This is a genomic window from Paraburkholderia sediminicola (assembly GCF_046026855.1).
GTDB lineage: Bacteria > Pseudomonadota > Gammaproteobacteria > Burkholderiales > Burkholderiaceae > Paraburkholderia > Paraburkholderia sediminicola_A.
The window spans coordinates 69,861-91,856 of the sequence record NZ_JAQQET010000016.1 but is presented as its reverse complement, the minus strand read 5'-3'; the positions used below and the strand labels follow the sequence as shown (position 1 = coordinate 91,856).

At 56.6% G+C, this 21,996-nt stretch carries 49 protein-coding genes; 28 read left to right on the top strand and 21 right to left on the bottom strand.

Translation table 11 applies throughout. The features are described from left to right. Positions 1-55: 55 nt before the first annotated feature. From PQR40_RS19185 to PQR40_RS19085, 21 genes are all read right to left on the bottom strand, one after another. The gene (locus tag PQR40_RS19185) at positions 56-340 is read right to left on the bottom strand and encodes a hypothetical protein (protein WP_408509610.1); all 285 of its coding nucleotides are present in this window, start codon (positions 338-340) and stop codon (positions 56-58) included. Beyond that, entirely contained in the window at positions 337-780 is a 444-nt protein-coding gene (locus PQR40_RS19180; protein ID WP_408509691.1) for a nuclease domain-containing protein, read from the bottom strand. The genes PQR40_RS19185 and PQR40_RS19180 overlap by 4 nt, the downstream gene beginning before the upstream one ends. Then, positions 780-962, bottom strand: a complete 183-nt coding sequence (locus PQR40_RS19175; protein ID WP_408509609.1) for a hypothetical protein — start codon at positions 960-962, stop codon at positions 780-782. Before PQR40_RS19175 ends, PQR40_RS19180 begins: the two co-directional genes overlap by 1 nt. After that, the gene (locus PQR40_RS19170) at positions 959-1,393 is read right to left on the bottom strand and encodes a recombination protein NinB (protein WP_408509608.1); all 435 of its coding nucleotides are present in this window, start codon (positions 1,391-1,393) and stop codon (positions 959-961) included. Before PQR40_RS19170 ends, PQR40_RS19175 begins: the two co-directional genes overlap by 4 nt. Beyond that, complete coding sequence (locus tag PQR40_RS19165; RefSeq protein ID WP_408509607.1) at positions 1,390-1,635, bottom strand: hypothetical protein; 246 nt, start codon at positions 1,633-1,635, stop codon at positions 1,390-1,392. The genes PQR40_RS19170 and PQR40_RS19165 overlap by 4 nt, the downstream gene beginning before the upstream one ends. Further along, positions 1,628-1,936, bottom strand: coding sequence for a hypothetical protein (locus PQR40_RS19160; protein WP_408509606.1), 309 nt, complete (start codon positions 1,934-1,936; stop codon positions 1,628-1,630). Before PQR40_RS19160 ends, PQR40_RS19165 begins: the two co-directional genes overlap by 8 nt. Beyond that, a complete protein-coding gene (locus tag PQR40_RS19155; RefSeq protein ID WP_408509605.1) occupies positions 1,933-2,190 on the bottom strand; it encodes a hypothetical protein in 258 nt (85 codons plus the stop codon). The genes PQR40_RS19160 and PQR40_RS19155 overlap by 4 nt, the downstream gene beginning before the upstream one ends. After that, positions 2,190-2,387 (bottom strand): hypothetical protein, encoded by a 198-nt coding sequence (locus tag PQR40_RS19150; RefSeq protein WP_408509604.1) that lies wholly within the window; start codon positions 2,385-2,387, stop codon positions 2,190-2,192. Before PQR40_RS19150 ends, PQR40_RS19155 begins: the two co-directional genes overlap by 1 nt. After that, on the bottom strand, positions 2,384-2,929 hold the full coding sequence (locus PQR40_RS19145; RefSeq protein WP_408509603.1) for a hypothetical protein: 546 nt from the start codon (positions 2,927-2,929) through the stop codon (positions 2,384-2,386). Before PQR40_RS19145 ends, PQR40_RS19150 begins: the two co-directional genes overlap by 4 nt. After that, positions 2,926-3,105 carry a hypothetical protein gene (locus PQR40_RS19140; protein ID WP_408509602.1) on the bottom strand — a complete coding sequence of 60 codons (180 nt, stop codon included), beginning with the start codon at positions 3,103-3,105 and terminating at the stop codon, positions 2,926-2,928. The genes PQR40_RS19145 and PQR40_RS19140 overlap by 4 nt, the downstream gene beginning before the upstream one ends. Further along, a complete protein-coding gene (locus tag PQR40_RS19135; RefSeq protein WP_408509601.1) occupies positions 3,102-3,602 on the bottom strand; it encodes a hypothetical protein in 501 nt (166 codons plus the stop codon). The genes PQR40_RS19140 and PQR40_RS19135 overlap by 4 nt, the downstream gene beginning before the upstream one ends. Continuing rightward, a complete protein-coding gene (locus PQR40_RS19130) occupies positions 3,599-3,910 on the bottom strand; it encodes a hypothetical protein (protein ID WP_408509600.1) in 312 nt (103 codons plus the stop codon). Before PQR40_RS19130 ends, PQR40_RS19135 begins: the two co-directional genes overlap by 4 nt. Further along, the gene (locus tag PQR40_RS19125; RefSeq protein ID WP_408509599.1) at positions 3,907-4,299 is read right to left on the bottom strand and encodes a putative PDDEXK endonuclease; all 393 of its coding nucleotides are present in this window, start codon (positions 4,297-4,299) and stop codon (positions 3,907-3,909) included. The genes PQR40_RS19130 and PQR40_RS19125 overlap by 4 nt, the downstream gene beginning before the upstream one ends. Further along, complete coding sequence (gene dnaB / locus PQR40_RS19120) at positions 4,299-5,693, bottom strand: replicative DNA helicase (RefSeq protein WP_408509598.1); 1,395 nt, start codon at positions 5,691-5,693, stop codon at positions 4,299-4,301. The genes PQR40_RS19125 and dnaB overlap by 1 nt, the downstream gene beginning before the upstream one ends. Next, the gene (locus PQR40_RS19115; RefSeq protein ID WP_408509597.1) at positions 5,690-6,691 is read right to left on the bottom strand and encodes a replication protein; all 1,002 of its coding nucleotides are present in this window, start codon (positions 6,689-6,691) and stop codon (positions 5,690-5,692) included. The genes dnaB and PQR40_RS19115 overlap by 4 nt, the downstream gene beginning before the upstream one ends. Before the next feature lie 9 nt (positions 6,692-6,700). After that, complete coding sequence (locus PQR40_RS19110) at positions 6,701-7,123, bottom strand: GIY-YIG nuclease family protein (protein WP_408509596.1); 423 nt, start codon at positions 7,121-7,123, stop codon at positions 6,701-6,703. Then, positions 7,124-7,333, bottom strand: a complete 210-nt coding sequence (locus tag PQR40_RS19105) for a hypothetical protein (RefSeq protein ID WP_408509595.1) — start codon at positions 7,331-7,333, stop codon at positions 7,124-7,126. It lies immediately after the preceding gene. Positions 7,334-7,347: 14 nt separating this feature from the next. After that, positions 7,348-7,515, bottom strand: coding sequence for a hypothetical protein (locus PQR40_RS19100; protein WP_408509594.1), 168 nt, complete (start codon positions 7,513-7,515; stop codon positions 7,348-7,350). Continuing rightward, positions 7,512-7,697: a hypothetical protein gene (locus tag PQR40_RS19095; protein WP_408509593.1), complete on the bottom strand. Its 186-nt coding sequence runs from the start codon at positions 7,695-7,697 to the stop codon at positions 7,512-7,514. The genes PQR40_RS19100 and PQR40_RS19095 overlap by 4 nt, the downstream gene beginning before the upstream one ends. 82 nt (positions 7,698-7,779) lie before the next feature. Continuing rightward, entirely contained in the window at positions 7,780-8,139 is a 360-nt protein-coding gene (locus PQR40_RS19090) for a hypothetical protein (RefSeq protein WP_408509592.1), read from the bottom strand. A 114-nt stretch (positions 8,140-8,253) separates the two neighbouring features. After that, a complete protein-coding gene (locus PQR40_RS19085; RefSeq protein ID WP_408509591.1) occupies positions 8,254-8,538 on the bottom strand; it encodes a hypothetical protein in 285 nt (94 codons plus the stop codon). A gap of 215 nt (positions 8,539-8,753) precedes the next feature. Between PQR40_RS19085 and PQR40_RS19080 the strand changes: the two genes are divergently transcribed. The 28 genes from PQR40_RS19080 to PQR40_RS18945 all read left to right on the top strand — a co-directional run bounded on the left by PQR40_RS19080 (position 8,754) and on the right by PQR40_RS18945 (position 21,978). Then, the gene (locus tag PQR40_RS19080) at positions 8,754-9,146 is read left to right on the top strand and encodes a hypothetical protein (protein WP_408509590.1); all 393 of its coding nucleotides are present in this window, start codon (positions 8,754-8,756) and stop codon (positions 9,144-9,146) included. A gap of 353 nt (positions 9,147-9,499) precedes the next feature. Then, positions 9,500-9,895, top strand: coding sequence for a hypothetical protein (locus tag PQR40_RS19075; RefSeq protein ID WP_408509589.1), 396 nt, complete (start codon positions 9,500-9,502; stop codon positions 9,893-9,895). Positions 9,896-9,947: 52 nt separating this feature from the next. Then, positions 9,948-10,121, top strand: coding sequence for a hypothetical protein (locus tag PQR40_RS19070; protein WP_408509588.1), 174 nt, complete (start codon positions 9,948-9,950; stop codon positions 10,119-10,121). Between the two features lie 594 nt (positions 10,122-10,715). Next, the gene (locus tag PQR40_RS19065; protein ID WP_408509587.1) at positions 10,716-11,084 is read left to right on the top strand and encodes a hypothetical protein; all 369 of its coding nucleotides are present in this window, start codon (positions 10,716-10,718) and stop codon (positions 11,082-11,084) included. A 10-nt stretch (positions 11,085-11,094) separates the two neighbouring features. Beyond that, the gene (locus PQR40_RS19060) at positions 11,095-11,439 is read left to right on the top strand and encodes a hypothetical protein (protein WP_408509586.1); all 345 of its coding nucleotides are present in this window, start codon (positions 11,095-11,097) and stop codon (positions 11,437-11,439) included. Between the two features lie 170 nt (positions 11,440-11,609). Continuing rightward, a complete protein-coding gene (locus tag PQR40_RS19055) occupies positions 11,610-11,765 on the top strand; it encodes a hypothetical protein (protein WP_408509585.1) in 156 nt (51 codons plus the stop codon). Positions 11,766-11,983: 218 nt separating this feature from the next. Further along, entirely contained in the window at positions 11,984-12,106 is a 123-nt protein-coding gene (locus PQR40_RS19050) for a hypothetical protein (protein ID WP_408509584.1), read from the top strand. Between the two features lies 1 nt (position 12,107). Beyond that, positions 12,108-12,695, top strand: coding sequence for a hypothetical protein (locus tag PQR40_RS19045; protein WP_408509583.1), 588 nt, complete (start codon positions 12,108-12,110; stop codon positions 12,693-12,695). A 222-nt stretch (positions 12,696-12,917) separates the two neighbouring features. Beyond that, on the top strand, positions 12,918-13,139 hold the full coding sequence (locus PQR40_RS19040; RefSeq protein WP_408509582.1) for a hypothetical protein: 222 nt from the start codon (positions 12,918-12,920) through the stop codon (positions 13,137-13,139). Continuing rightward, positions 13,139-13,372 carry a hypothetical protein gene (locus tag PQR40_RS19035; protein ID WP_408509581.1) on the top strand — a complete coding sequence of 78 codons (234 nt, stop codon included), beginning with the start codon at positions 13,139-13,141 and terminating at the stop codon, positions 13,370-13,372. The genes PQR40_RS19040 and PQR40_RS19035 overlap by 1 nt, the downstream gene beginning before the upstream one ends. Continuing rightward, the gene (locus PQR40_RS19030; RefSeq protein WP_408509580.1) at positions 13,366-13,536 is read left to right on the top strand and encodes a hypothetical protein; all 171 of its coding nucleotides are present in this window, start codon (positions 13,366-13,368) and stop codon (positions 13,534-13,536) included. Before PQR40_RS19035 ends, PQR40_RS19030 begins: the two co-directional genes overlap by 7 nt. Position 13,537: 1 nt before the next feature. After that, on the top strand, positions 13,538-13,768 hold the full coding sequence (locus PQR40_RS19025; RefSeq protein ID WP_408509579.1) for a hypothetical protein: 231 nt from the start codon (positions 13,538-13,540) through the stop codon (positions 13,766-13,768). Further along, positions 13,765-14,067: a hypothetical protein gene (locus PQR40_RS19020; RefSeq protein ID WP_408509578.1), complete on the top strand. Its 303-nt coding sequence runs from the start codon at positions 13,765-13,767 to the stop codon at positions 14,065-14,067. Before PQR40_RS19025 ends, PQR40_RS19020 begins: the two co-directional genes overlap by 4 nt. Beyond that, positions 14,064-15,326: a coiled-coil domain-containing protein gene (locus tag PQR40_RS19015; protein ID WP_408509577.1), complete on the top strand. Its 1,263-nt coding sequence runs from the start codon at positions 14,064-14,066 to the stop codon at positions 15,324-15,326. Before PQR40_RS19020 ends, PQR40_RS19015 begins: the two co-directional genes overlap by 4 nt. 99 nt (positions 15,327-15,425) lie before the next feature. Beyond that, positions 15,426-16,088, top strand: a complete 663-nt coding sequence (locus PQR40_RS19010) for a DEAD/DEAH box helicase family protein (protein WP_408509576.1) — start codon at positions 15,426-15,428, stop codon at positions 16,086-16,088. 12 nt (positions 16,089-16,100) lie between these two features. Then, positions 16,101-16,772: a hypothetical protein gene (locus PQR40_RS19005; protein ID WP_408509575.1), complete on the top strand. Its 672-nt coding sequence runs from the start codon at positions 16,101-16,103 to the stop codon at positions 16,770-16,772. A 10-nt stretch (positions 16,773-16,782) separates the two neighbouring features. Further along, a complete protein-coding gene (locus tag PQR40_RS19000; protein ID WP_408509574.1) occupies positions 16,783-17,547 on the top strand; it encodes a 3'-5' exonuclease family protein in 765 nt (254 codons plus the stop codon). Between the two features lie 91 nt (positions 17,548-17,638). Next, complete coding sequence (locus PQR40_RS18995) at positions 17,639-17,995, top strand: hypothetical protein (protein ID WP_408509573.1); 357 nt, start codon at positions 17,639-17,641, stop codon at positions 17,993-17,995. Positions 17,996-18,048: 53 nt separating this feature from the next. Beyond that, positions 18,049-18,279 (top strand): Lar family restriction alleviation protein, encoded by a 231-nt coding sequence (locus tag PQR40_RS18990; RefSeq protein WP_408509572.1) that lies wholly within the window; start codon positions 18,049-18,051, stop codon positions 18,277-18,279. Further along, positions 18,276-19,367 (top strand): hypothetical protein, encoded by a 1,092-nt coding sequence (locus tag PQR40_RS18985; protein WP_408509571.1) that lies wholly within the window; start codon positions 18,276-18,278, stop codon positions 19,365-19,367. The genes PQR40_RS18990 and PQR40_RS18985 overlap by 4 nt, the downstream gene beginning before the upstream one ends. 339 nt (positions 19,368-19,706) lie before the next feature. After that, a complete protein-coding gene (locus tag PQR40_RS18980; RefSeq protein WP_408509570.1) occupies positions 19,707-20,024 on the top strand; it encodes a hypothetical protein in 318 nt (105 codons plus the stop codon). Beyond that, positions 20,017-20,250 carry a hypothetical protein gene (locus PQR40_RS18975; protein ID WP_408509569.1) on the top strand — a complete coding sequence of 78 codons (234 nt, stop codon included), beginning with the start codon at positions 20,017-20,019 and terminating at the stop codon, positions 20,248-20,250. Before PQR40_RS18980 ends, PQR40_RS18975 begins: the two co-directional genes overlap by 8 nt. Positions 20,251-20,354: 104 nt before the next feature. After that, positions 20,355-20,615 (top strand): hypothetical protein, encoded by a 261-nt coding sequence (locus tag PQR40_RS18970; RefSeq protein WP_408509568.1) that lies wholly within the window; start codon positions 20,355-20,357, stop codon positions 20,613-20,615. Then, positions 20,612-20,770 (top strand): hypothetical protein, encoded by a 159-nt coding sequence (locus tag PQR40_RS18965; RefSeq protein ID WP_408509567.1) that lies wholly within the window; start codon positions 20,612-20,614, stop codon positions 20,768-20,770. The genes PQR40_RS18970 and PQR40_RS18965 overlap by 4 nt, the downstream gene beginning before the upstream one ends. Beyond that, complete coding sequence (locus PQR40_RS18960; RefSeq protein WP_408509566.1) at positions 20,767-21,039, top strand: hypothetical protein; 273 nt, start codon at positions 20,767-20,769, stop codon at positions 21,037-21,039. The genes PQR40_RS18965 and PQR40_RS18960 overlap by 4 nt, the downstream gene beginning before the upstream one ends. Next, entirely contained in the window at positions 21,036-21,521 is a 486-nt protein-coding gene (locus PQR40_RS18955) for a DUF1643 domain-containing protein (protein ID WP_408509565.1), read from the top strand. The genes PQR40_RS18960 and PQR40_RS18955 overlap by 4 nt, the downstream gene beginning before the upstream one ends. After that, complete coding sequence (locus PQR40_RS18950) at positions 21,518-21,769, top strand: hypothetical protein (RefSeq protein ID WP_408509564.1); 252 nt, start codon at positions 21,518-21,520, stop codon at positions 21,767-21,769. Before PQR40_RS18955 ends, PQR40_RS18950 begins: the two co-directional genes overlap by 4 nt. Further along, on the top strand, positions 21,766-21,978 hold the full coding sequence (locus tag PQR40_RS18945; RefSeq protein WP_408509563.1) for a hypothetical protein: 213 nt from the start codon (positions 21,766-21,768) through the stop codon (positions 21,976-21,978). Before PQR40_RS18950 ends, PQR40_RS18945 begins: the two co-directional genes overlap by 4 nt. Positions 21,979-21,996: the final 18 nt, after the last annotated feature.

Sequence of the window (21,996 nt, the reverse complement as noted above, 5' to 3'; positions counted from 1 at the left end):
TTCCATAGTGCTTGACGACCGCTTTCGACCAGCCATGACGTGTCTTGTAGCAGTGCTAGCCGTCCCTGATGACGTAGCTTTTCGCTTCGTTCCATGGTCCATCAATGAGCCTCTTAACTTGCGCGGTCGTCGCATTCATGCAGCCGCATGACTGAACCGGCTTCTTGCGGGTCAGGCTGTTCGATGCGATGTCTTTCGTCTTGCCGCAATCGCAGATGCAGTGCCACATGACATGCCCATCAGCATCACGTTTCGACGGGTGGGAAACCAGCAGCCGCCCCGTGCGTAACCCGGACAGATCGCGGGCGTTGGTGTGCAACGTAGCCATCAGTGCGCTCATGCCGCCTCCAACTCAGGTTGCAGATTCATTTTCCGATCGCGTACCGGTTGCCACTCGGCATAAGCTCGATTCCACATCTCCCGCTTTTCCTCGCGAATGAATCGCTTGCCCTGGTCAAATTCCATATGGCACGCATGGCAGGCCGGGCAAGTCAGTTCGTTTGAAACCTTCAGGCCAGTTCCTTTACCTTCGTTGCGATGTGCCGGCACAATCGTTTCTTCAGGATCGCGCAACCTGCAGACGCCAGGGATGCGCAGATAGCACGGCTCCCCGCGGCAAGCCGCCAGATACTTCGATCCCTCCGCCACAGTCGGCTTCTTCACGCGCGTCTTTATCCCGCCGCTGCGCAATTGCGTGCGCCAGTCCTTCGGGTCGGTAGGTGAGCTTTTCCAGGAGATGCGCTTGAGCGGGGTTTTGCGCTGGATTGGGGAGCGCTTCATCAGATGCCCCTCATCAGGACGCGCCATGCGTCGCGGTATTGATCGGCATACTCACGAAGGATTTCCCGCCAATAGACCGCCGCAGCCATGACCGGCAGCGTGACCGGAATCAGCACCAACAGCATGAATGCCACAACGCGCATCTGGATTGAATGGCGCTGCCAATATTTGCGGACTGTCATGCAAACTCCTTCGCCAGCTCGTCGTATCCCTGCGCGACCGACTCAGACCAAGAGATACCGTTATCCGCACCCCATGCCAGCATATATTCGATGAGGCTCGCCATGCGCTTCATGTCCATCCTTGCACTGCTCTCGCGGATATTGACGAACTCGCCTTCGATACCGGGCAATAGGTCAGCACCTAGGCCAGTCGCCACCGCATGGCCCGAAATGAAAATGACCTTCCACTGATCGGCCGTCAGCTTGCGACCATGCAAGGTCGATTGATGCGCGACATCGGCAAACATCGCGTGGAGCTTTGCATTCTGGTCGATTGATCTGGTAGCCGGCTCGATCTTGCACACGAACCCATCCGGCGCATTGATAACGGCTCGGCTTGCCAGTTGGCGCGCGGTGGCGTGGACCAGCTTGAATGTTTGGCGCTCGCTCATTGCACATTTCCCCAATACCGGCCCGCGATCCAATAGCCGTAAAACCCGCGCATCCACGAGAACGCATACAGGAAGCACACTGCGAAGATCCCGTATTGCTGCGCGCGCCAGGTAGCGATGAACCAGAACGGTTGTGCGATCAGGCCAAAAATGCACGCCCACCGCCGCCAGCTTTCGCGCTGGTCCTGCGAGAGGAAAATCGCTGCAACGCCACAGAGCGCGATAGCGATCTGGTCAAGCATCGCCACCCTCCACCAATCCGAGCGACTGCGAGTAAGCCAGGTAGTGCGCGACCTTGGTCAACTTGTTCGCCATGGCCCAGCCATCCTGGCTAAAGTAGAATTCGCCGCCCGAGACCGATCCCAACTGATGCACCATGGCGAGCAAGTCGTTCAATTCGCCATAGCAGCGCTCGGCGTTCGTGAGAGCCTGACCCGGCTGGATTTCGCTGAGGCCGAAGTGGGCGCACTTGAGGGCGATCTGCGCGACCTCCGCAGCCTTTTCGGCGATCTTGATGAGGTGGTATTGCGAAAGAGTCATCATGTTGTTTTCTCCGTCAGTCCGCGCCATGTGCGGTTTTGATCGAACAATGTCCAGCCGCCCGGCGCATCGCGCCACCTGAAACCATCCCACCAGATTTTTTCTTCATATGTCCAGCCAGCATCGAAGAAGGTTGCTTCATACCAGCCAACGTGCACCGGATCGATCGGCGGGTTGAACCAGTCTGTGACCTTTGGCGACTCCTTCTTCTTCGGCTCGAACCATTCAGGTCTCATGTCGCATGCGTAGTGGCCCATTACTCTGCAACCTCCCTCGTTTCTTCCTTCTCTGCGGCGTTAGCCAGAGCGCGGCGTTGGGCGTCCCTTAACGCCGCCTGTTGCAATGCGATGGCGATCTGCTTGAATCGGTCTAAACTGCAGTGGATTCCAGAATCGCCCATGAGATCGACAAGTTGATCAGTGGTGTAGCCGAAGACTTCGTATTGAGTGGTCATGCGATCTCCGTAGCAAAAAGTCCGTCCTGAACCTGTCCGCTCATTGCGCCGAAAAAGGCATCCACTGCGACCTGCACAGCGCCGGAACCGGGGAACAGATCCGCGACCGTATCGCCTTCGTGAACGTTCAGAACATCCATCAGCCAGAACACGAACTCAGATGGCTTGGCACCTGTAAAGCCGCGCTTGAGCGTTATGTTGACGGCGCACCAATCCCGGACAGTCGGTTGTTCTCGAGTGCGACGCCGACCACCCATTACGATCACCGGCTCCCACGCGTAGGCCACGCCTACATTCGGCTTGAATGCGGCGAAAGGTTTTACCCATGCCATCACGCGAGACTCCTTGGGGCAGAGCGGCAACAGGTCATGGAGATTTCCGCTTGTCATGGAGAGAGCCCATCCATCAGGGAACTCGTCCCGCATCCGCTCAATCAATTTTCCGTGGCCTGCCGGATCGTCGTAGACAGCGGCCTCAGGATGGTCGCCGTACAACTTGACCGCACATCCGAGGTAAGGAGGGTCCGCATATGCGAAGTTCACTTAACATCCCTCCAAAGATCGCCAGGAAGTACCGGCGTACCAAACCGATTCACGAACTCAATGCCGTCCCATCGCATAATTTCTGCAATGTCGAAAGGTTCGCCCTTTGCGTCGATACGCTGGATTTCGAAGAGTCCGGGGCGATCGGGCGGGGCGGGGCAAAGATTCCAGGTCATGCGGCTCTTCCGAACATGGCTTCGATGAATGGATCGCGGCGCGCGGGTCGACTACGCTCCAACTCGCGTTGCGCATCAATTGCGGCTTGCTTGCGTTCGCGCTCAATGGCGAAATCACTTGGCACGTGTTCGCCAGCGCCAACTATCCAGAGGGGGGCGCATTTGCCGCAGAACTGCGATGGAAGGTGGTCGCAGATGTGGCAAAGGTCTTCGTCGTGTGCGCGCTGCAACAGGAAGTTGACCGAGTTCGGACGATAGCCAAGGCGCTCAGCGATCTGTTTCACCGTCAACTTCTCTTGCCCCATCGCAGCAAGCAATTTGGCATGCGAAAGGTCTTTGAGGTCAGGGCGGTGCAAGCCGAGTGCATTGGCCTTCTTTCGGATCGTCGTGGAGTCGCGGCCCGGCAGCATCGGCTCCAGATCACATACACTATTGGCCGTCTCGAAATGAAGAAACAGCACGGCCTTTTCTTCGTCGGTCCATTTCGCCTTGTTCATGCTGTCTCCCGTTCTTGAATGACGGCCAGTTGTCTGCGCGCCGCTTCCTGGATCGCGCCAAGCGTTTCCATTGCCCTGAAAATCGGTGGTGCTGCACTCCTCTCCGTCTGGTGAAGCATCCAGGCAGAATCGGCATTCGTTCTTCCTTTCGCCGCGAGAACAGCTTTCCCGCTCAAGAGCATCAGCAGCATCGTCTGGTGTGCGCTTTTATCGCTTACTTCGAGGTGGCCGGCTATCTGCCACCCATAAACGCCGTTCGGATGTGCGCGAAGGTATTCAATGACGCGCGGGATGTTTGGTGTGCTCATGCAGCCTCCTTGCTGACGACACTCTCGCGGGCCACGAATGCCCACAGTTCAATGCAACCTTCCACAGTCCATGCATATCCGTGCGCCCCGAGCTCAGGAAGCGCCCACACTGCACGCCATTCGTCACGGTTTTTGCGATAGAACAACACGGGCGCTGCTTTCTCGGCGATAGCTTGTGTGACGGCCTGGCCCCACCATGCGGAGATATCACCGCGCGTCGCCGTCGCATGCCGCTTGACTTCGACGCACCAGCCTGGAACGCCTTCGAGATCAGACTCTCCGTCCAACTGCCTAACCTTTCGGCGAACGTTCCAGCCGGTCAGATCGCAGATGATTGAGGCGATTTCACGTTCACCTACCTTGCCTTTGGTTCTGGATTTCATGCCCATTATTCAAACCCCCGACGTGATTTCTCTGGTGCATGGCGTGGTGCCGACACATAACCCGGCGCCATGTCTGCAAACTTCTGGTGTTCGCCAATGAAGGCGAGTCGCACGATGCCGGTCTCGCCGTTGCGCTGTTTGCCGATGATCAGTTCTGCTGTGCCCTTATCGGGGCTGTCGAGGTTGTAGACCTCGTCGCGATAGAGCATCAGGATCACGTCCGCGTCCTGTTCGATCGCGCCTGAATCGCGCAGGTCGGACATATTCGGGCGCTTGTTCGGGCGCTGCTCGACTCCGCGGTTAAGCTGGGCCAGCACAATGACCGGCACATCGAGTTGCTTGGCGAGGCCCTTCAGGCCAGCGGAGTAACCGGCGATCTTCAGGTCTTGCCGTTCTTCGGTGCCACCCGTCATCAGGCCCAGGTAATCGACCACAACCAGACTCAGGCCGCAGCGACGCTTGACGGCGCGACTTCTGCTCACGATCTCAGCTACCGACAGGCCGGACGAATCGTCGACCAGCATCGGCATTTCGGACATAACCGACACGGCGTGCGTGAGGCGAGCCCAGTCTTCGTCGACGATCTTCTTGCCGTCGAGGACATGGCCCAGCGGGATTCCGCCGATGCGGGACAGGTTGCGTTGGTGGAGCGACTTGCCGGACATTTCGAGCGAGAACACCAAGACCGGGCTACCACCTTGGGCGACATGGCCGGCGATGCACATCGAGAAGGCTGTTTTGCCCATCGCAGGACGCCCGGCGACAACGATCAATTCCGAGCCACGCAGACCGCCGCCGAGTTTTCCATCAAGATCCCGAAAGCCGGTTGACGTCACATCCAGTTCGGCACCGTGATAGCGGGCATCGATTTCTTCGACAATGCTCGTCAGGATCGGGCCGACCTCTTTTGGCTCGAAGCTGCGCGCTTCGGCCAGCGGCTCGAACCGTGCCTGTGCCTCGCCGATGATTTCAGATGCTGTCTTGCCAGCGCGGTTATGCACCATCGCGCCGATCTCGTCGACCGCGCACAGGATGCCGCGCAACTGAGCGCGTTCGATTACGATCTCGGCATAGCGGCGAATGCCAGCACTACCGGGGACGTTCTGCGCCAGGGCGTTCAGGTAGGACAGGCCGCCTACCTGCTGATCCTTGCCAGCAGTACCCAGCGCCTCGTAGACCGTGATCACGTCGGCACGACGACCAGCCACGATCATTCGCGTGATGGACTCGAAAATGATGCGGTGGTCGTAGCGGTAAAAATGCTCGGCGCGGAGTTCGACAATCCGGTCAACGGCGTCGTTGTCGAGCAGAAGAGCGCCGAGTACGGACTGTTCGGCTTCGATCGCCTGTGGCGGGACGGTCAGGCCGTGATCTTGGGGTAGGTCGTGTGGGGCGTTCATTGATCCTTCCTCGTGTGTTGTCCGCCAGAGATTTTCGAGAAGCCATCGCGGCTAACCAGATAATCAAAACCGCAATGGGGGGGCACATCGACTTTCTCGGCGATCCAAGGGAAGTACCGCTGCCAGAATGTCTGGTCGCTCGGCCTAAAGGTCAGGAAGTCTTCGATTGCTCGTGAGCGATTTTTGTCGAACACTTCTGCACTGGCCTCGCCGAGGGACGCACCCAGTGATTCGTTAAACGCAGCCATCACGGCCAACTGCATTTCCGTGTAGGCCGCCGCCTCGTAGTCATCCGCCCATCCGCCGTCGTTTAACCAGGAAGCCGGGTAGGGGATGTAGGTTTTGTCCAACCACTCAACCGAAGTCTTGGCCCGCTCCAAGCCAGACATGATGTCTGCAAAGAGTTGCTCGTCCGGTTTGCATTTGGCGAAAGCTTTCTCGGCAGCGCCTTTGGATTTCTTTTTGGGATACCCCGCATAGAAGATTTCAAAGCGTTCGCGGAGCGAGCGCAAAAGATTGTCTTTTGGAGTTGTCTTTTGAGATGTTTTTAAAGGCGTATATTGTGGTTGTTGTTCTGACAACCCATGAATGGTCGAATCAACAACCCCTAGAGTTGTTATTACGACAACCCCCGGTTGTTGATCTGACAACGGTTGTCGTTTTGACAACTTGGGTTGTTGATTCGACAACTCCCATTGCTTGTGTTTTTTGTTGAGTCCCAGCGTGTGGCCATGGGTGCCATCGCCGCGATGAATTACCTTGGCACCTTCGAGTTCGCGCACGGTTCTGCTCAGGTTCGACTTATCGAGACCCGTCATGGCAGACAACTGCGACAGACCGATTTCATCGGAAGTCTTGTTGAAGCCGTACGTTTTACGAATGATCGCCATTACGACCGCCCATTGTCTTGCTGTTAGACCCGCGCTGATGAGCGCATCCAGAAGTTCGTTTGCGAGCCTCGTATAACCGTTCTCGAGTTGCGGTGATGCATCTGACACGCGTCCGCCTTATTCAAACCCGCGGTGTTTTTCCCACTGATACGGATCGGGGTTTTGCCCCAAGAAGTGATGCAATCGACGTTGACGCCTTTCTTCCCGATCCTCAAGAAACGCCTCGGGTTCGAACGCGATTTCATGAATCATCGGCGGCTCCGCGTGAAACTCAATTGCATCGCGGAGAGCGCGCAAGGGGACTCGAAAGAATTCTCGAGACGGGTTGACACGATGCTCATCGAATTTGTCGTGCATGGCCCGCTCAACATCAATCGCTCCTTTAACCTGGGCATAGAACGCCATCCAGAACGGTTCCGGGACGGACGTCGAAGATGACAATTGCTCAAGTCGTTCCTGCGGCGCCTTCTCGGTCATGCCGATCTTGTAGATCCCCGGCATACAGTCGTTGCCCAACACGTAGACGAATCCCCAAGCCATTCACTTCCCCTTAATCAAATAAGCACGCAGCCGCCCGATAGCCTCGCCAGCCATTCGCGTAGCCGGTGTATCTTCCTGGCACATCTGCATCCGGTGCAGCAATTCCGACAGCGCTGCAAGGTCAGGATCGGCGATCGGAAAGACGTCGGCCGGCAGTTTCTTGACCAGCGAATCCATCGCCTTGGCAATGCGCGTTTCGGCCTTGGACAATCGGCGAGGTGCATTCACAGCGGCCTCCGATGCTTGGGCTTTTCCGTCATGCGTGCGAGTGAGGCGCACAGCAGAGCCACCAGTTGGGGCTTTTCGGCTTTCTTGGCGCGCGCGATCTTGCTGGCGAGTTCGGACTGCTCGATCCACGTCGGCGAAGGTGCGTTGAAAAGATCACGTTTCATCGCACGCCTCCCATCGCATCAATCACGACACAGCAATCGCCTTGGGCAGAAAGATCGGCGACGCTCGCAATGCTGGAAGCAAAGCCGCATGAGTTCGGTTCTCCGAAATCCGGGAACTCGATGAACACGCGATGATGCGGCGCGTACTTCTGCAGTTCTTCGATCAGTTCGGAAACGGTCATCACAGCACCCCGCAAAGTTCGCCAATCGTCCAGACGATCACTGTCCCGATCCAGACGGTGGCGCAGAACAATAAAAAGGCTCTCATGCTGCCGTCCTCAACATAGCCAGTTGAGCCTCGAGCTCACGAATCTTTGCGTCCTTGGAAAGTTCGACCAGCTCGCAGCCAGTCATCAACGCATCGAACTGAGCCGGTGCGCGATTTCCGCAAAGATTCATAAGCTCGATTCGCTTCGTGTCCGGAAACCATGCCTTGCCCTGCATGATTCGGCTGAAGTGACCCTTATCGATAATCAGTTCGTTGCACAGAAACTCATGCGTGTGGCCGGACAACTGAATGCAAAGACGAATTGCATCCAGACCATGCCGACACTTCTTGATGAGTTCGTCAGGTGCGTTATTCATGTCACTTACCTGTAAGAGAAACGGCATCTCTCGTTGCATTGCTACGGTCCTTTTGCGAATGCTTGCCTATGGTTGAGGGAGGTTGACTATCCCCTTTGTCCCCAAAAAAACGATGATCTAGTCATCGCTTAAATTTTTGGACTACGAATGCCTTTACAGTTTTTTCTTGGTCGACTTCTTGATTGGCACCGAACCAACGGGGCTCTGTACGTCATCGCTTGCGGCCATAGCATCGATGCCGTTGCCCCAGATGTCGGGTCGCAACTCAGCGAGGGTGAATCGCGAATCCAGGGCAACGATTCGTTTACAGAGTTCGGAGCCTGGTTTGCGCTTGCCTCTGGAGCAGTGGTAGAGGTAGTCAACATTGACCTCCAATGCGTTAGCGAACTCTTCGCGTTGCGCCCGTTTGGTAATGAGAAAGTAAGTTCGGAGGTCCATGTGGCTACCAATCAGTTAGATCACGTAGACATGATAGAACAAAAAGACCTACATCGTGAAACTTTTTGCACGTTTATCAAAATGATCGAAGCGAGTACCGTCGAGGCATGAAAACATGCAGGCAAATACGCTACGAGAACGCGCGAGCCCTGATTGAGAGGGAGGACGGTCCGGCTGCGTTCGCAAAGAAGATTTCCGAGGCGACAGGCGATCTGATGACGCCCCAGCAGGTAAATTCATGGGGAGGACCGAATCCGCGCCGCGGGATCGGCGACGATATCGCGCGTCGGATCGAGGTAACCTTCAAAAAAGAAGAGGGGTGGCTCGATCACGAATGGGACATCGATTCATCAATCAGCGGCCATAAGTCCGCTCTAAGCGATGAAGCAAAAAGTCTTATTCTGTGTGTCGAGCGCCTGGATGGCCTTGGCGATCTGGCCCACAAAACATTCAGTTACCATACGGGTTTGCTCTTACTTTCTTCGGCGGCTACTGAGTTGCAGACTGGCTCTGTGCGAGCCCAAATGCTTGAACAACTCGAGCAAACAAGGGTATCGACACATACAGACTCCCCGGGGACCACCAATGAAAGAAAACACAGGAAATAGCGCAGTTGTCGATCTAGCCCAATACCGGGCGCAGGCGACACTGAAGCATGAGCAGCCAACACCACCGCCCATTCCAGACGATCTACTCGATACAATTTCGTATCACCTTTTAATGGCTGGGAGAGCCATCGCTGCCTATACCAATAAATAGACCTGGCCAGAACCTGAGAAGAAGAGCCCGCCACGCGCGGGCTTTTTTGCGTCCATAAATTCGCGTGCTATTGATACCGCAAAGTCGATAAATATCTTTGTGGTCGTGCGTGGGGCAAAATGCTTTGCTAGATAGAACAAAATGACCTATAGTTCATCTCAACGCAACACCACACCGCAGATGCGGGAACAAGGGGGGCGAGATGAACGCAGACCGTCGAGTTTGGAAAGTGACCTTTGGCGATGGGTCGTGGGTGAAGATGCTTGCCGATTCCGACGTCGAAGTCGCCCTCAACCAAGCCAGATCTGAATTTGGCGCGGGGTTTAGCGGGATTGAATCGCTGTCGGAAACGGATGCCGCGGTGATTGCCTGGAATGTCAGGGTCGCCAAGACCGAGAAAGTGCGAGTTGCAGTTGAGAAGCACACCGGTCGTGTGTTGCCGACTTCGGCCGTCCGTATCAGCCAGTACGCGTTTCGCCTCTTCGCCGTCGATGCCGAGGGCATCTGCGTGTTTTCAGAACGAGTTGTCACCGGAGAGGACGAGTTGTATCGGCTCGGTGTCGACATGTACGGCATCACGCTGGTTTCCACGCATTAACCCGGCCCGCTCAAAGATGGCGCAATACATAGTGGTTTGACTGGAGATCGAAATGCGCGAATGGCTTGTGATGATTTACGGTGGCGAATACCACACGAACCCTACGTGGGTGTTCTCAGTAAATGCAGACAGCAAGGCGATGGCGATATCGACGGCAATGTGGCTCTTCAAGTCGTCGGCAGAGTACACGGATTCGATCGATCGGGTTGAAGCCGAAAAGATTTGACTGTCTCCAGCGGTAAGGCCTCGATCTTTACCGATGTAGATAGCACCGCAGCACACCGCCCCAACAGAGTTGGATGTGGTTTGTATCTTTAACAAAAAGTCAGTGATAAACCGGCCGCAAGGCCGTACATGCCGATAGCCGCAAGGTAATAGGCACTGGACGCAACCCTCGACTCCAGATGAAAGACCCGAGGCTATCAAACCGTGGTGGCTCGGCTAGTGATCCACGGTGAGATTGATAACAGACATGCGGGGCCGGGAATACAGACTGGCCCTGCATGTGTAGCAGTTTTTCGTGAATGGCGTTGTGCGGCGTGGAAAGAAGTAATCGCAGACACGCAAGGCGCGGTGGATTTTGCCCCACAGCGATAGGTTCGGCCTAGCCAGATAAACGCCCACCCTTAACGCAGTCGGTGTAGCGACCGGCCACAGCGCCATTCACGAAGACTTGCATTCCTCGCCCTGCGGATAAAGGGGCTTACGACCGGCCGATAGGCCATAGCGAAATGGGATGCCTCCCGCTAGGAGGCTACCGAAAGATAACCAGGCGCGTCGCTCTATGCGTCGCCGTTAGTACTACTGAAAGGAGAATGGAATGAGCAACGCTTTCGCACGAGCACACATGATGATGGCCGCTATTGCTGCGGCTATGGCCCTGGGCGGCTCGGCGCAACGTGAAGCACTGGCGGGTATCGGCCCGTATGTGTCGCGTGGCAAGGGTCGCGGCAAGGGCGCCAAGTGGACTGGTGGCTCGGCGCGCAGCAAGTACATGCCGCACATAGGACTGAAAGAGCAGGCCCGAGCCAAGCGCTGCTACATGTCGTTCTACCTGAATGAATCAGTTGCCCAGTTCCACCCGCGTGACGGCCATATGCGCGTGTCGCCGACGCTCTGCCAGATCGGCAAGGCAACTCACGCAGCATATCTTGAAGCGCGCGAGCAGGAATACGAGAGCGCGTTCTAAGGAGCAAACCATGCACAAACAACGTCTTGAGCAGATGGTCACGATGCTGCGGGGATTGCCTCCAGAGGGTGAGGTCAAGTTCAATCTGGAAGTCTGGAATTGTGGGACGTCTGCGTGCGCGGTCGGGCATGCCTGCGTGAGTCCAGTATTCATTAAACAGGGGCTCAAGTGGGATGGAATCATGCGCGACCCCGTGTTTGGAGGGGCGTGTGGCTGGCGTGCGGTCGAGCGGTTCTTCGATGTAATCCCCGATGATGCAGAGCGACTCTTTGCTGATTGGCGATATACGACTGGCGGAAAAACGACGCCCAACCAAGTCGCCGACCGCATCGCCGAATTCATCGGCGCCCAATAAACCAGCCACCGCAGCGCGAATTGCAGAAAGTATCTGACGGAGACCATATGCACACATTCCTGATCCTCCACGATTCGAACTATTCGGAGTGGGGGCAAATTGGTGACTTGCCTTGGTATGAGCGGCGAGTCGTGGACCTGACGCGAATCGTCTGGTGCTAGGAGGTTGTGATGAACGGACCATTCAAAACCGAGTTCTATTCGTCGCATATCGCGGCAATGACGGCAGCGGCCAAGCATCATGTTGCCGGGCGAGAAGCTGTTGTCGAAGCCAGGTCGCGCTGCAACGAGGTGATTTACTGCGTGAAATGGTGGGAGGCAGTGTGAGGGAATTCGGCGCTTGGTTCAGCGAACAGGGCAGCGAGCCCGAGGAAGATGAAACGATCCTTTTCACCTGTCGGGGCTGCGGAAAAACTGAGTGCCTGTCTCTCGCTCAATACGACAGCGGCGACTACGGCTGGTGGGTCAATGACCTGCAGGCAGACGACACGAACGTAACCGGTGTCTGCGGCGGCTCTCAATTCTGTCTGCCATAAGGAAGCGCTATGTCGCCAATAGTCAAAGAAATCGCCAGCGTCTATCTGGTATTTGCGCTGGCGCTGCTAGTAGTCGTGGTGCCGATGTGTCGGCAGGCGAAACGGGGCGATCAACAGTTGAGGGGTGAGTGACATGAGTTCAGACAAACGCAGCGTCGCAACAGATGCACTGGAAACGCTGGGCACGATCATCAGCGAGAACGAAAAGCGGGATGCGATTCACCTAGCGGTTGAGCCGGTGATTGCAGCGCATCTCCTTCAACCCGGCGATGACGTTGGGTTGTTGCCTGACGGAACTGCTTCAACGGATGGGGTGAAGCTGGTTGGTATCGTAGACCCCTTCCTGAAAGAGCCAGTTGGTGAGGGAGAGCACTTCTGGCTAGTCGTCTACCCACGCCAGATTACGTCTCTGCGGCACGTCTGGGAACATCCGGACTTCCCGGTATCCATCGATGCGGCACCCGCGCCTCAGTACAGCGCCTCAGAGCAATGGATCCGCAACTTCGCCGATAGCGTCAGCCTGCACTACGACGTGTTGATGGAGGGCGCGCACGATTGGGTCGATAGCAGGAAGCGTGGCAGTTGGGGCGAATACCTCTGTTTCGGCGGATTGCTGGAAGGTGAATCGGTTCCCGATGAATTCTGGCCACACTACGAAGTGGTGACCGGCCAAAAGGTTGGGGAAGACCATCGCGGGTCGTTCTTCACCTGTAGTTGCTGACTCCCCGAAAGCGACGGCCGCTGTCGTATTAGCTAATAGCCGCAAGTCAGGTTGGAAGCCTGGCGCCCTGATGAACGATGACTGAGCCTGCTGTTTAGGGACGTACCGGGAACGCCGCCCCGGCAGTCATCGCCCATCAGGGCCAAAGCGGATTCTGCGCGGAAGGCAGTACGAGTAAGCGCAGTGCAGCGAGTAGCCTTGCCAAACAAATAGGAGTCCTTCATGGCAACACTGATAGATACCAGCATCTACCACGACGATCTACTGACGGCAGATGCAGAAGAAAGGCCGGAACCGCTGACAGAGGCTCAAAGAGCGGCACAGTTTGATGACGTCTATTGGGATCGACTCGACGCCAATTCGCGCGATCTGGCGACGGCGGTTAGGCGGTATGCGCGGCCGAATTGCCACGTATCGCTGTTTGACGAACACAGGGGGATTTGATGGACCCGAAATCAGCAGAGCACTTACAACCGGCGTTTCCGCATCCGGACTATCTGCATGCCGGACCTGAAGGCATGACGCTGCGCGACTACTTCGCAGCAAAGGCGTTGGCAGCACTGATCGGCTTTCCCAACAAAGACGGTGAGAACTGCGGTGCAAAGGCTGTTCCGAAGCTCGCCAAGTGGGCATACGAGTATGCAGACGCAATGATTGAGGCGAGGGAAGCATGCTGACCTACTACGAAACCGAGGACGTGATCGTGACCATATCTGACGCCGGCCAAGCCGCATTAGCCGCCGAGCAGCGCGACATTCACGCAGAGATTCTAATGTGGAGCACGGCGGGTGCTCTGATCTCTATTGCTGGCTTGGTTCTTGTGAAAATTTTGGGAGCATGACATGAAACTCTTTCACCGACTCTTTGCATGGAATGACCGCCGCCGTGCTCGGGCGTACTTGCAGCAAGTTTGCGAGGAACGCATCGAAGCACGCCGCAAATTGGATGATGCCAATCGAAAAGCAGATCGTGCATTAAAGGATGCGCAGAAACTGGAAAACGAAGCGTTTCGGGAATCGTTCTTTTCGTCGCGCGATCCGGTGCGGTCGGCATTCATTGGGAGCGCCCGATGAAAGCAAAAATCTATGTGTTCTCGAACGTGGTAGGTGGTGGCGATGGTCCGGCTTATGCGATGGCCGAAGACGGCACGATCCTGGGCAGTCACTACTGTAGTCATGAAGGATTCGCGGTGGGTGACTTGGGCGTGACGCCGGGTAGTCGTCCCGACCGCCATGTGACGTATGCGGAACACTACCCTGACGGCTACGAGATGGAGTTCGTACGTTCGTCAGAGATTGACGCACATGTCGGCCTGCAAGCGGCATTCAAACTCAACGCACAGCGAGCCGAAACAGAAAAGGAGGCGTCGTGACCGAATCCACTGAACTGGTTGCAGCCGAGCAGCCGCAACAACTAATCACCATCGAGCCGACGAAGTATGTCGAGCTGGTGTTTGAGCCGTTCGCAAAACAGTACGCGGATGCGGTTGATGCTGTCCGCGAAGTCGCATACGACATCAAGACCACGGCTGGCATGGCCGTAGCGATCAAACATCGCGCCGTGTTCCGGGATATCCGGGTAGCGAGCGAGAAAGCGCGGAAACTCCGCAAGGCGCCAATCCTTGAGATCGGTAAACTTCTTGACAGCCGACAGGGCGAGATCGAGTCAACGCTGTTGCCGCTCGAGACTTTGTTTGACGAAGAGATAAAAGCGGAGGAGGGGCGCAAGGAAAGCGAGAAGCAAGCCAAGCTCGCTGCCGAACAGCAACGCATCGCCGCTATCCGGGCGAGGATCGACGTTATGCGGAACGCTCCTGCCCGCTACATCGGTGCGCCGTCTTCCGATATTTGCCTCGCTGCGGATGCCATGTCAGAGGCAGTCATCTCGCTTGAGGAGTGGCAAGAGTTCAGCGGCGAAGCACAAGTTGAGCGCGATCACGCCGTCAAGAAGTTGCGGGAAATGCAGGCGGCGCAGTTTGCAATCGAACAGGCCGCAATCGAAGCAGCGCGGCAAGCGGAGGTTGATCGACTTGAGCGCGAGCGCGTCGCCGAAGCAAACAGGCTCGAAGCCAAACGCCTCGAAGACCTTGCCGCCGAGATCGAAACGCAGGCGCAACTGGCGCGCGACAGGCAGGCTCTGGCCGACACGCAGGCACGGGAGCAACGCGAGGCAGCAGAAGCGGAGCAGCGGGCAGCCAATGAGCGTGCGGCGGCGGCAATGCGGGCGGAGCAGGAAGCGCATCAATCCCGCATGCGCGCCCAGCAAGAGGAAATTGACCGGCAACAAGCGGCGATTGACGCAGAGCGCCAACGCCAAGCCGACGAAGCCGCGCGTGTCGAGCGCGAGAAGCAGGATGCGATTGCAGCCGAAGCGGAGCGGGTTGCTGCGGAGGAGCGTCGGCAGCAGGAATTGGCAGTGGCGGCAGAGCGTGCGGAAGCGACTAAGGCGGCGGAAGCGCTTCAAGCGGCAGAGGCTGAGCGTGAGCGCAGAGAGCGGGTTCAGTTTGAGCAGAACGGGCCCGAGCCCACGGAAATCATCGCAGTACTTGCTGATCATTACAACGTCTCGCCCGCAGTCGTGCGCCATTGGCTTGGCCTGCGATTCTGGGCGCAAGAGGAGAAAGCCGCATGACCTCCGACGATGGGCCTGATTATCGTCAGGCGCAAGAACAGCAGGAGCAGCAAGAGTATCTGGAGTGGCACGAATCCCAATCAGACAGGAGATCAGAAAGTGAGCATAGCCACGTTAATCATCGGCGAGAGCGGAACCGGCAAGACAACCAGTTTGCGCAATCTGGACCCGAGCAAGACGCTTTTGATTCAGGCGGTGAAGAAACCGCTGCCATTCCGCTCTGGCGGGTGGAAGCCAATCGTCAAGGGTAAGGGTGGATCTATCTACGTGACAGACAACAGCGCGAACATCGTGACCGCCATGCAGCGCACCGAGAAAGAAATCATCGTGCTTGATGACTTCCAGTATTGCCTGGCAAATGAGTTCATGCGCCGGGTGACAGATGTTGAAACCGGTAACGGTGCGTTCGCCAAGTACAACGAGATCGCCCGCCACGCATGGGACATTCTCATGGCATCCAGTGCGCTGCCTGATCACAAGCGGGTGTACATCCTGAGTCACACCAGCACGGACGATTTTGGCAAGACCAAGATTAAGACGATCGGGAAGCTTCTGGACGAAAAGATCGTCATGGAGGGGCTTGTCACCATCGTTCTGCGTACCGGTGTGACGAACGGTGATTACACATTCAGCACCAAAAACAACGGTCAGGACACGGTAAAGAGTCCGCTCGGCCTTTTCGAATCTGACCATATCGAGAACGACCTCGCGATGGTGGATGAAGCCATAACGGCGTATTACGACCTCAAGCAAGCAGCTTAAAGGAAATCAAAAATGTATCAACTCGACAAACAAGCCGCGATGAACGCCGATTCCACCGGTAAGTGGCTCAACGAAACCGGCAAGTACATCGGCAAGATTCTTTACGCCGAGGATATCGAGGCACAGACGGGGACGCGCGGCATCGTGCTTAACCTGCAAGCCAACGATGGCCGCGAGACGCGCCAGTACGTCTACACAACGAAGAAGGATGGCGAAAAGCTGTCCGGCTACGACCTGTTGATGGCGCTCATGACGTGCCTGAAACTGCGCGGCATCAAGCCGGTGCAAGGCCCGGTGAAACGTTGGAACAAGGATACGAAGCAGGAATACACCGAGCAGGGGAACGTATTTCCCGAACTGGCAAACAAGCCGATTGGTTTCCTGCTGCAAAAGACCGAAGAGGAAAGCCGCAAGAATCAAGGTCAGACGGCATGGGCTGCAAAGCTTGTGGGCGTGTTCGAAGCTGGCACGGAACTGGTGGCGGCGGAAATCCTGAGCGGCAAGACGAAGCCCGAGGCGCTGGCACTGCGAGTTGCGCAACTGGCCGACCGTCCGATGAAAAAGCGCCCTGCCGCGGCATCGCATCAGGATTACGACTATGGCGATCCGCCGGCAGGTGGCGGGTTCGATGACGATGTGCCATTCCGCCAGGCATACGCCCGCGCGGCCTGGTCAATTATTTAAGGAGGCAGCAATGGATGTGACGATCGATATCGAGACCATACCCTCGCAAAATCCCGCAATACTCGAAGCTATCCGCGCTGATCTACGCGAGAACTTCAAGGCCCCATCCACGATGACGAAGGAAAAGGCCTGCGCCGAACTGGGCATGACGGACCCGGACAAGATCAAATATACGTCGAAGGACAAAGCGCTCGAAATGTGGGTAGAGCGCTTCCGCGACGAAAAGCTCGAAGAGACGGCGCAGGAGCAATGGCGCAAGACTTCGTTCGATGGCGGGTCCGGTCAAATCGCGGTGATCGGCATTGCACTGAATGACGCCGAGCCAGTGACGTTCTATTCCGAGGACTGGGCAAACGACGAAGCCAAGATTCTGCGTGCTACGTTCGATGCCATCAAGGATGTGTACACGCCTAGCTCCGATCGTCGCCCGGTGTTTATCGGCCACTACGTAACGGAGTTCGATCTACGGTTCATCTTTCAGCGCGCGGTTGTGCTGGGCATCAAGCCGCCGTCAATCATCCCGTTTCACGCCCGGCCATGGGATGACTATGTTTTTGACACGATGACGCGCTGGGCCGGATTCAAGGGTTCCGTTGGCTTGGATCGGCTCTGTGGCGCACTCGGAATCGCTGGCAAGACTGAGGGCATTGACGGTTCGAAGGTATGGGATTACGTAGTCGCCGGCAAGATCGCCGAAGTCGCAGCATATTGCGCCAACGATGTGCGCATGGCTCGCGCTGCGTACAAGCGCATGACGTTCGCTCAAGCCGCCTGATTTACCCGAATTCCGCAAGCGCTATTGGTCCCCGCGCTTGCCGTGTGTTTAGGCCGGTCTGTATGACGGTCTCTTTTTCGAAGGACAGAACATGAGCGGAACAAATTGGCCGAAAGCAACGCACCGGTTCTTCTATACCGATCCCGGTCAGGGCGAATCGGTCTTCTTTGATAGCGAGGAAGAACGGGATAACGCCATGGCTGACGCAATCTCGGCTTATTGCGATGAAGGCTGGAGTGAAGAGGTCGATCAAATCTTTGCGGGCGTCGTTTCGCATACCGTCGAGAAATGCGACGTGCAAACGAAACCCGCACCGTGCGCCGAGCATCCCGACCATGACTATGGCGATAACGACTGCGAAGCCTGCATTGCGTGGGACGAATTCCCGAACCATGAATTCGACGAGGTCTGCAATTACAAGGCCGTGCCATTTGAATCTGCGGCCTAACCACCCAAACCCCCGCCCCGTTCACGCAACATATACAGAGGGAGAAGTTGAACATGAGTGATGAACTCAAGCCGTGCCCGTTTTGCGGCGGCACCGATCTTGATTGGACCGCAGAGCAGGCAGATGCCGTGACCTTCTTTGGCCAAATCCATTGCAACTCATGCGATACCGTTGTGCATAGCGAAGAATGCTGGCGGAGCGACGAGGACGCTGAGATTGATGCCAAGGACAAGTGGAATTTTCGATCTACTTCATCTGATGACTCTCGGGAGAGTAAAGCATGAAAGACCATGAAATCGCGGCGATCGTGAATCAGTTGCGCGACATAGCCAAGGAGTACGGGCATGCGCAGCAGCTTCGCGAGCGCATTGCTGGTGTGATTGTGCCGGTGCTATCTGCGAGCGAGCCTGCCGTGGCGCAGATGTTGCCGCAGTCGGTGCTCGACGCCTTGCGCTTCTATGCGCATGGCCACCATTTCAACATCGACGACGATCATCAGCAGTTCGACACTGTGAGCGGCGAACCGCAGAACTGGTTAATGAGCGAGCAGGAAAATGATTGCACAATGATCGAAGACGGCAGTATCGCAAAGGCCGTATTGCTTGGTGGCTTGCCGGGCTTCGAGGAACCGACTGAACCGCTCGATGGCGAAGTATTCGCCGCATCCCCTGCCGCCACCTCGGCGGATGCGCAGGACGAGCGCGAAATATCTCAACTGATTGACGAGCGCGATAGCTTTGAACACATGGGCACCGTACTCGCAAACAAAGTTGCCGAGCTACTAGACGCCGATGTTGGGGAATGGTCAAGCGCGAACAATCCGATATTCCGAGCGATCCATCTAATCGAGGATCGTCTAGCCAATGTGGCCCCTGCCGTGCCAGCGCAATCGGGGGAACCGATCCACCAAGTCAGTAACGAGAACGGCCATGTGTGGCGGGATGTTACAGCTTTGGACTATGAGCGCGAGACCGGAAATAAGCGCATCGTCTATGCCGCACCGCAGCCCTCTGCCTTGGTGCTGGACGATGAGCGGGCGGCGTTTGAGATGGACTACGCGAAAATATGGAACGTGGCAATGAAAGAAGATGGCTGGAACGCGGACCACACTGCCGACGACGTTAAGAATCTACGCGAAGGTAACACCTACGGTGAGGGCCGGGACTATTTGAATACCCGCTGGGAAGGTTGGCAAGCCCGCGCCGAATCCCCGCAACCAGTAGCACAGATGGAACGGGCGCTGACGGATGAGAAGCTGCTGGAACTTCGGCAGATTGCGCGCACTTATAACGAAACGGGATTCCCGAAACATGCTCGTGAATTTTTCGCCAGATTGACCGCCGCGCAGCCAGCAAGCGGAGGTGAGGGGTGAACAAATCCATCACGCGGGCTATAGCGAAAGCCGACAGAGCGTACGACGACGCGAAGGCAGTCATCTTGAGCGAGTGCTGCGCTTGCGCACACAAACACTTGGCTGAGACTGATGATTCCCCGCCTTGGCGCGTATGCCTTGATTGCGGCTTGACGGAAGAAGGTTGGGGGTGCGGATACCAATTCCTCACTGCTTCACGTGAGCAGATTGGAAGTATCACTCAGGAAAAAACCTTGCGCATTCGAACTGCCAGCCTCTGGCAAAAAGACTTTGGATATGCCGTTGAGCCGCGTATCCGCGCGTTTCTCAATATGGACTGTCCAGCCACCGGAGTGGATCATGAGTGACCTTAGATTCACGCCAGAAGAGTTTGACCGCGCATGCTCGCTATTGCCCGAGGGAACGATGTGGGGCGATAGTCTAAACGTTGAGATTGTCTTGCACATAGCCCAAGCATCCCGCCGCGCGGCGCTGGAGGAAGCGGCGAAGGCCTGCGATGACCTTGAGGTTGATCGCTGGAATCTTTACAAGGGCCGGTCGCCATATAACGGGGCCGAAGACGGTCGGGCCAATAGCTACGTAGAGGGCGAGTCGGACGGCGCAGGAGAGTGCGCTGCCGCTATCCGCGCCCTTGTCGACGGAGGCATAAATGAGTGATCTGATCAAGCGCTTGCGAAACTACGCCGCCAAGCAGGACAAAGAGGTATGGATGCATTGCATGCGCGACGCCGCCGATACCCTCGAAGCCGCAAACGCCCGCATCGCCACACTCGAACAAGAACTCCGCAACATCGCCAACGCCGACACCGTTGCATGGGACGATCCGAGCGAGTTTGAGGCGTGGGCCAAGAGTCGGGCGCGGCATACGCTGGGAAAGACATGACCAATCTCGAAAAGATCATCGAGTGGGCATGGAAGCGCTTTCCGAATCAGCCCGTCAGGTGTGCCGCTTTGGTGCGGATATTGTGTAGCAGGGAGGTGCGTTAGATGGGACTCGAAATCTGCGAAGAACGCTGCAATCAGTGTCTATTCACCGAGAACCGCATCGTCAGTAAGACCCGCATGGCGCAGATCGTCCGCGACTGCCGGCGCAACGACACATTTTTCCAATGCCACAAGCACACGATAGCCGGACGTGATGTGATGTGCCGCGGATTCTACGAAACGCAGCCGCCAAGCCAGATGCTGCGGATTGCGCAACGACTGAATATGGTGCAGTTTGTGCCGACACCGAAGGAGCCAGTATGACCCAATGGAAATGCCACCACGGCTTCAGTTTCGCAGAAGCCTGCCGCAATTGCGAACTTGAGACTGATCGGGCGTTTGTTGAGCACTACGGGCCTTATGTTGATGAGGCGAGGGCAGTAGTGGAGGAATTGACTAAGGCGGAGGTGAAGGCGTGAGTCGCAAAACGAATATCGCCCAGGAAAATGTCAGCAAACTCGCCTCGCTCGGCATCGCAGCGATGGAGTACGAGGCTGCGCGACGTGCCGCACTCAACGAACTGACGAGTTGGCGTCGGGCCCGCAAAGACGAGGATATCGAGCCGTCTGATGTGCCCGCTTTCGAGGTTCGTTATGCGAGCGCGGCACGATCACGCAAGAATGCGCGCGAACGGATGTTGCGGATGATTGCGCGCTATCGGGATTGGCTGGATGAGGTGAATTCATGAGCGCGATCTTCAGCGAATGCGGCCTGTTCCGCTACCGACTAGAACGAGATGGGTTGCCTACCGGCATTGTCTACGGCTTTCTGGGCGTGAACGGCTCGACGGCTGGCGTAGTTAAGAACGATAACACGGTCACGAAATGGCATGGCTTCACGCTTCTCAACAAGGGTAGCCGGATGATTGTGGGCAATCTGTTCGCCTACTGCGCAACGGATGTGCGTGAACTTGCAATGGCGGTCGATCCGATCGGCCCTGACAATGATATGCACCTGTCACGAATCATTGCGGACGCCGATGTTCTGGTGCCGTCATGGGGTCCGCGCGCAAAAGTGCCCAAACGTCTTCGTTATCGGCATGACGAGGTTGAGGCGATGTTGGTTGCCAGCGGCAAGCCGATGAAGTGCTTCGGACTGTCGAAGTCGGGCGATCCTTTGCATCCGTTGATGCTGGGCTATGCCACGCCATTGATTGAGTGGAAACCATGAGCGAACTCAAACCGTGCGAAATCCCATGCCCGAAGTGCGGCAGCGCAGATGTTTCGCGCAGTTTCTGGGCGAAAGGCCAGCACCGGCAGGCTATCGAGTACGACAAACAGACCATGGGCAAATATGCTGGCGTGTCGTGCTGGAACGCGCACGCGAACAAAGACCATATCGTCCATCACTGCCGCTGCTGTCAGTATGAGTGGCAGACGTTGCCGATGGTGGTGAAACGAGTTAAGGAGGAAGTGTGACCGAAACCAAAACCCTGGGCGATGCGTTGCCCGATGAAATTGCGCGAGTAACTGGGCTGATTCCGATTTACACATCGTGCGGCCCAGTCGCGAATATCGCCCTTGCCTTGATGCGAGCCTCACTTGATCAAGCTATGCGAGCCCTTGTTAGCGGTGATGTGCTGGCGATGATGGAGAGTCTTGTTGATCTGCAGGGGTATTCGGCATGAGCGACTGGCAACCAATCG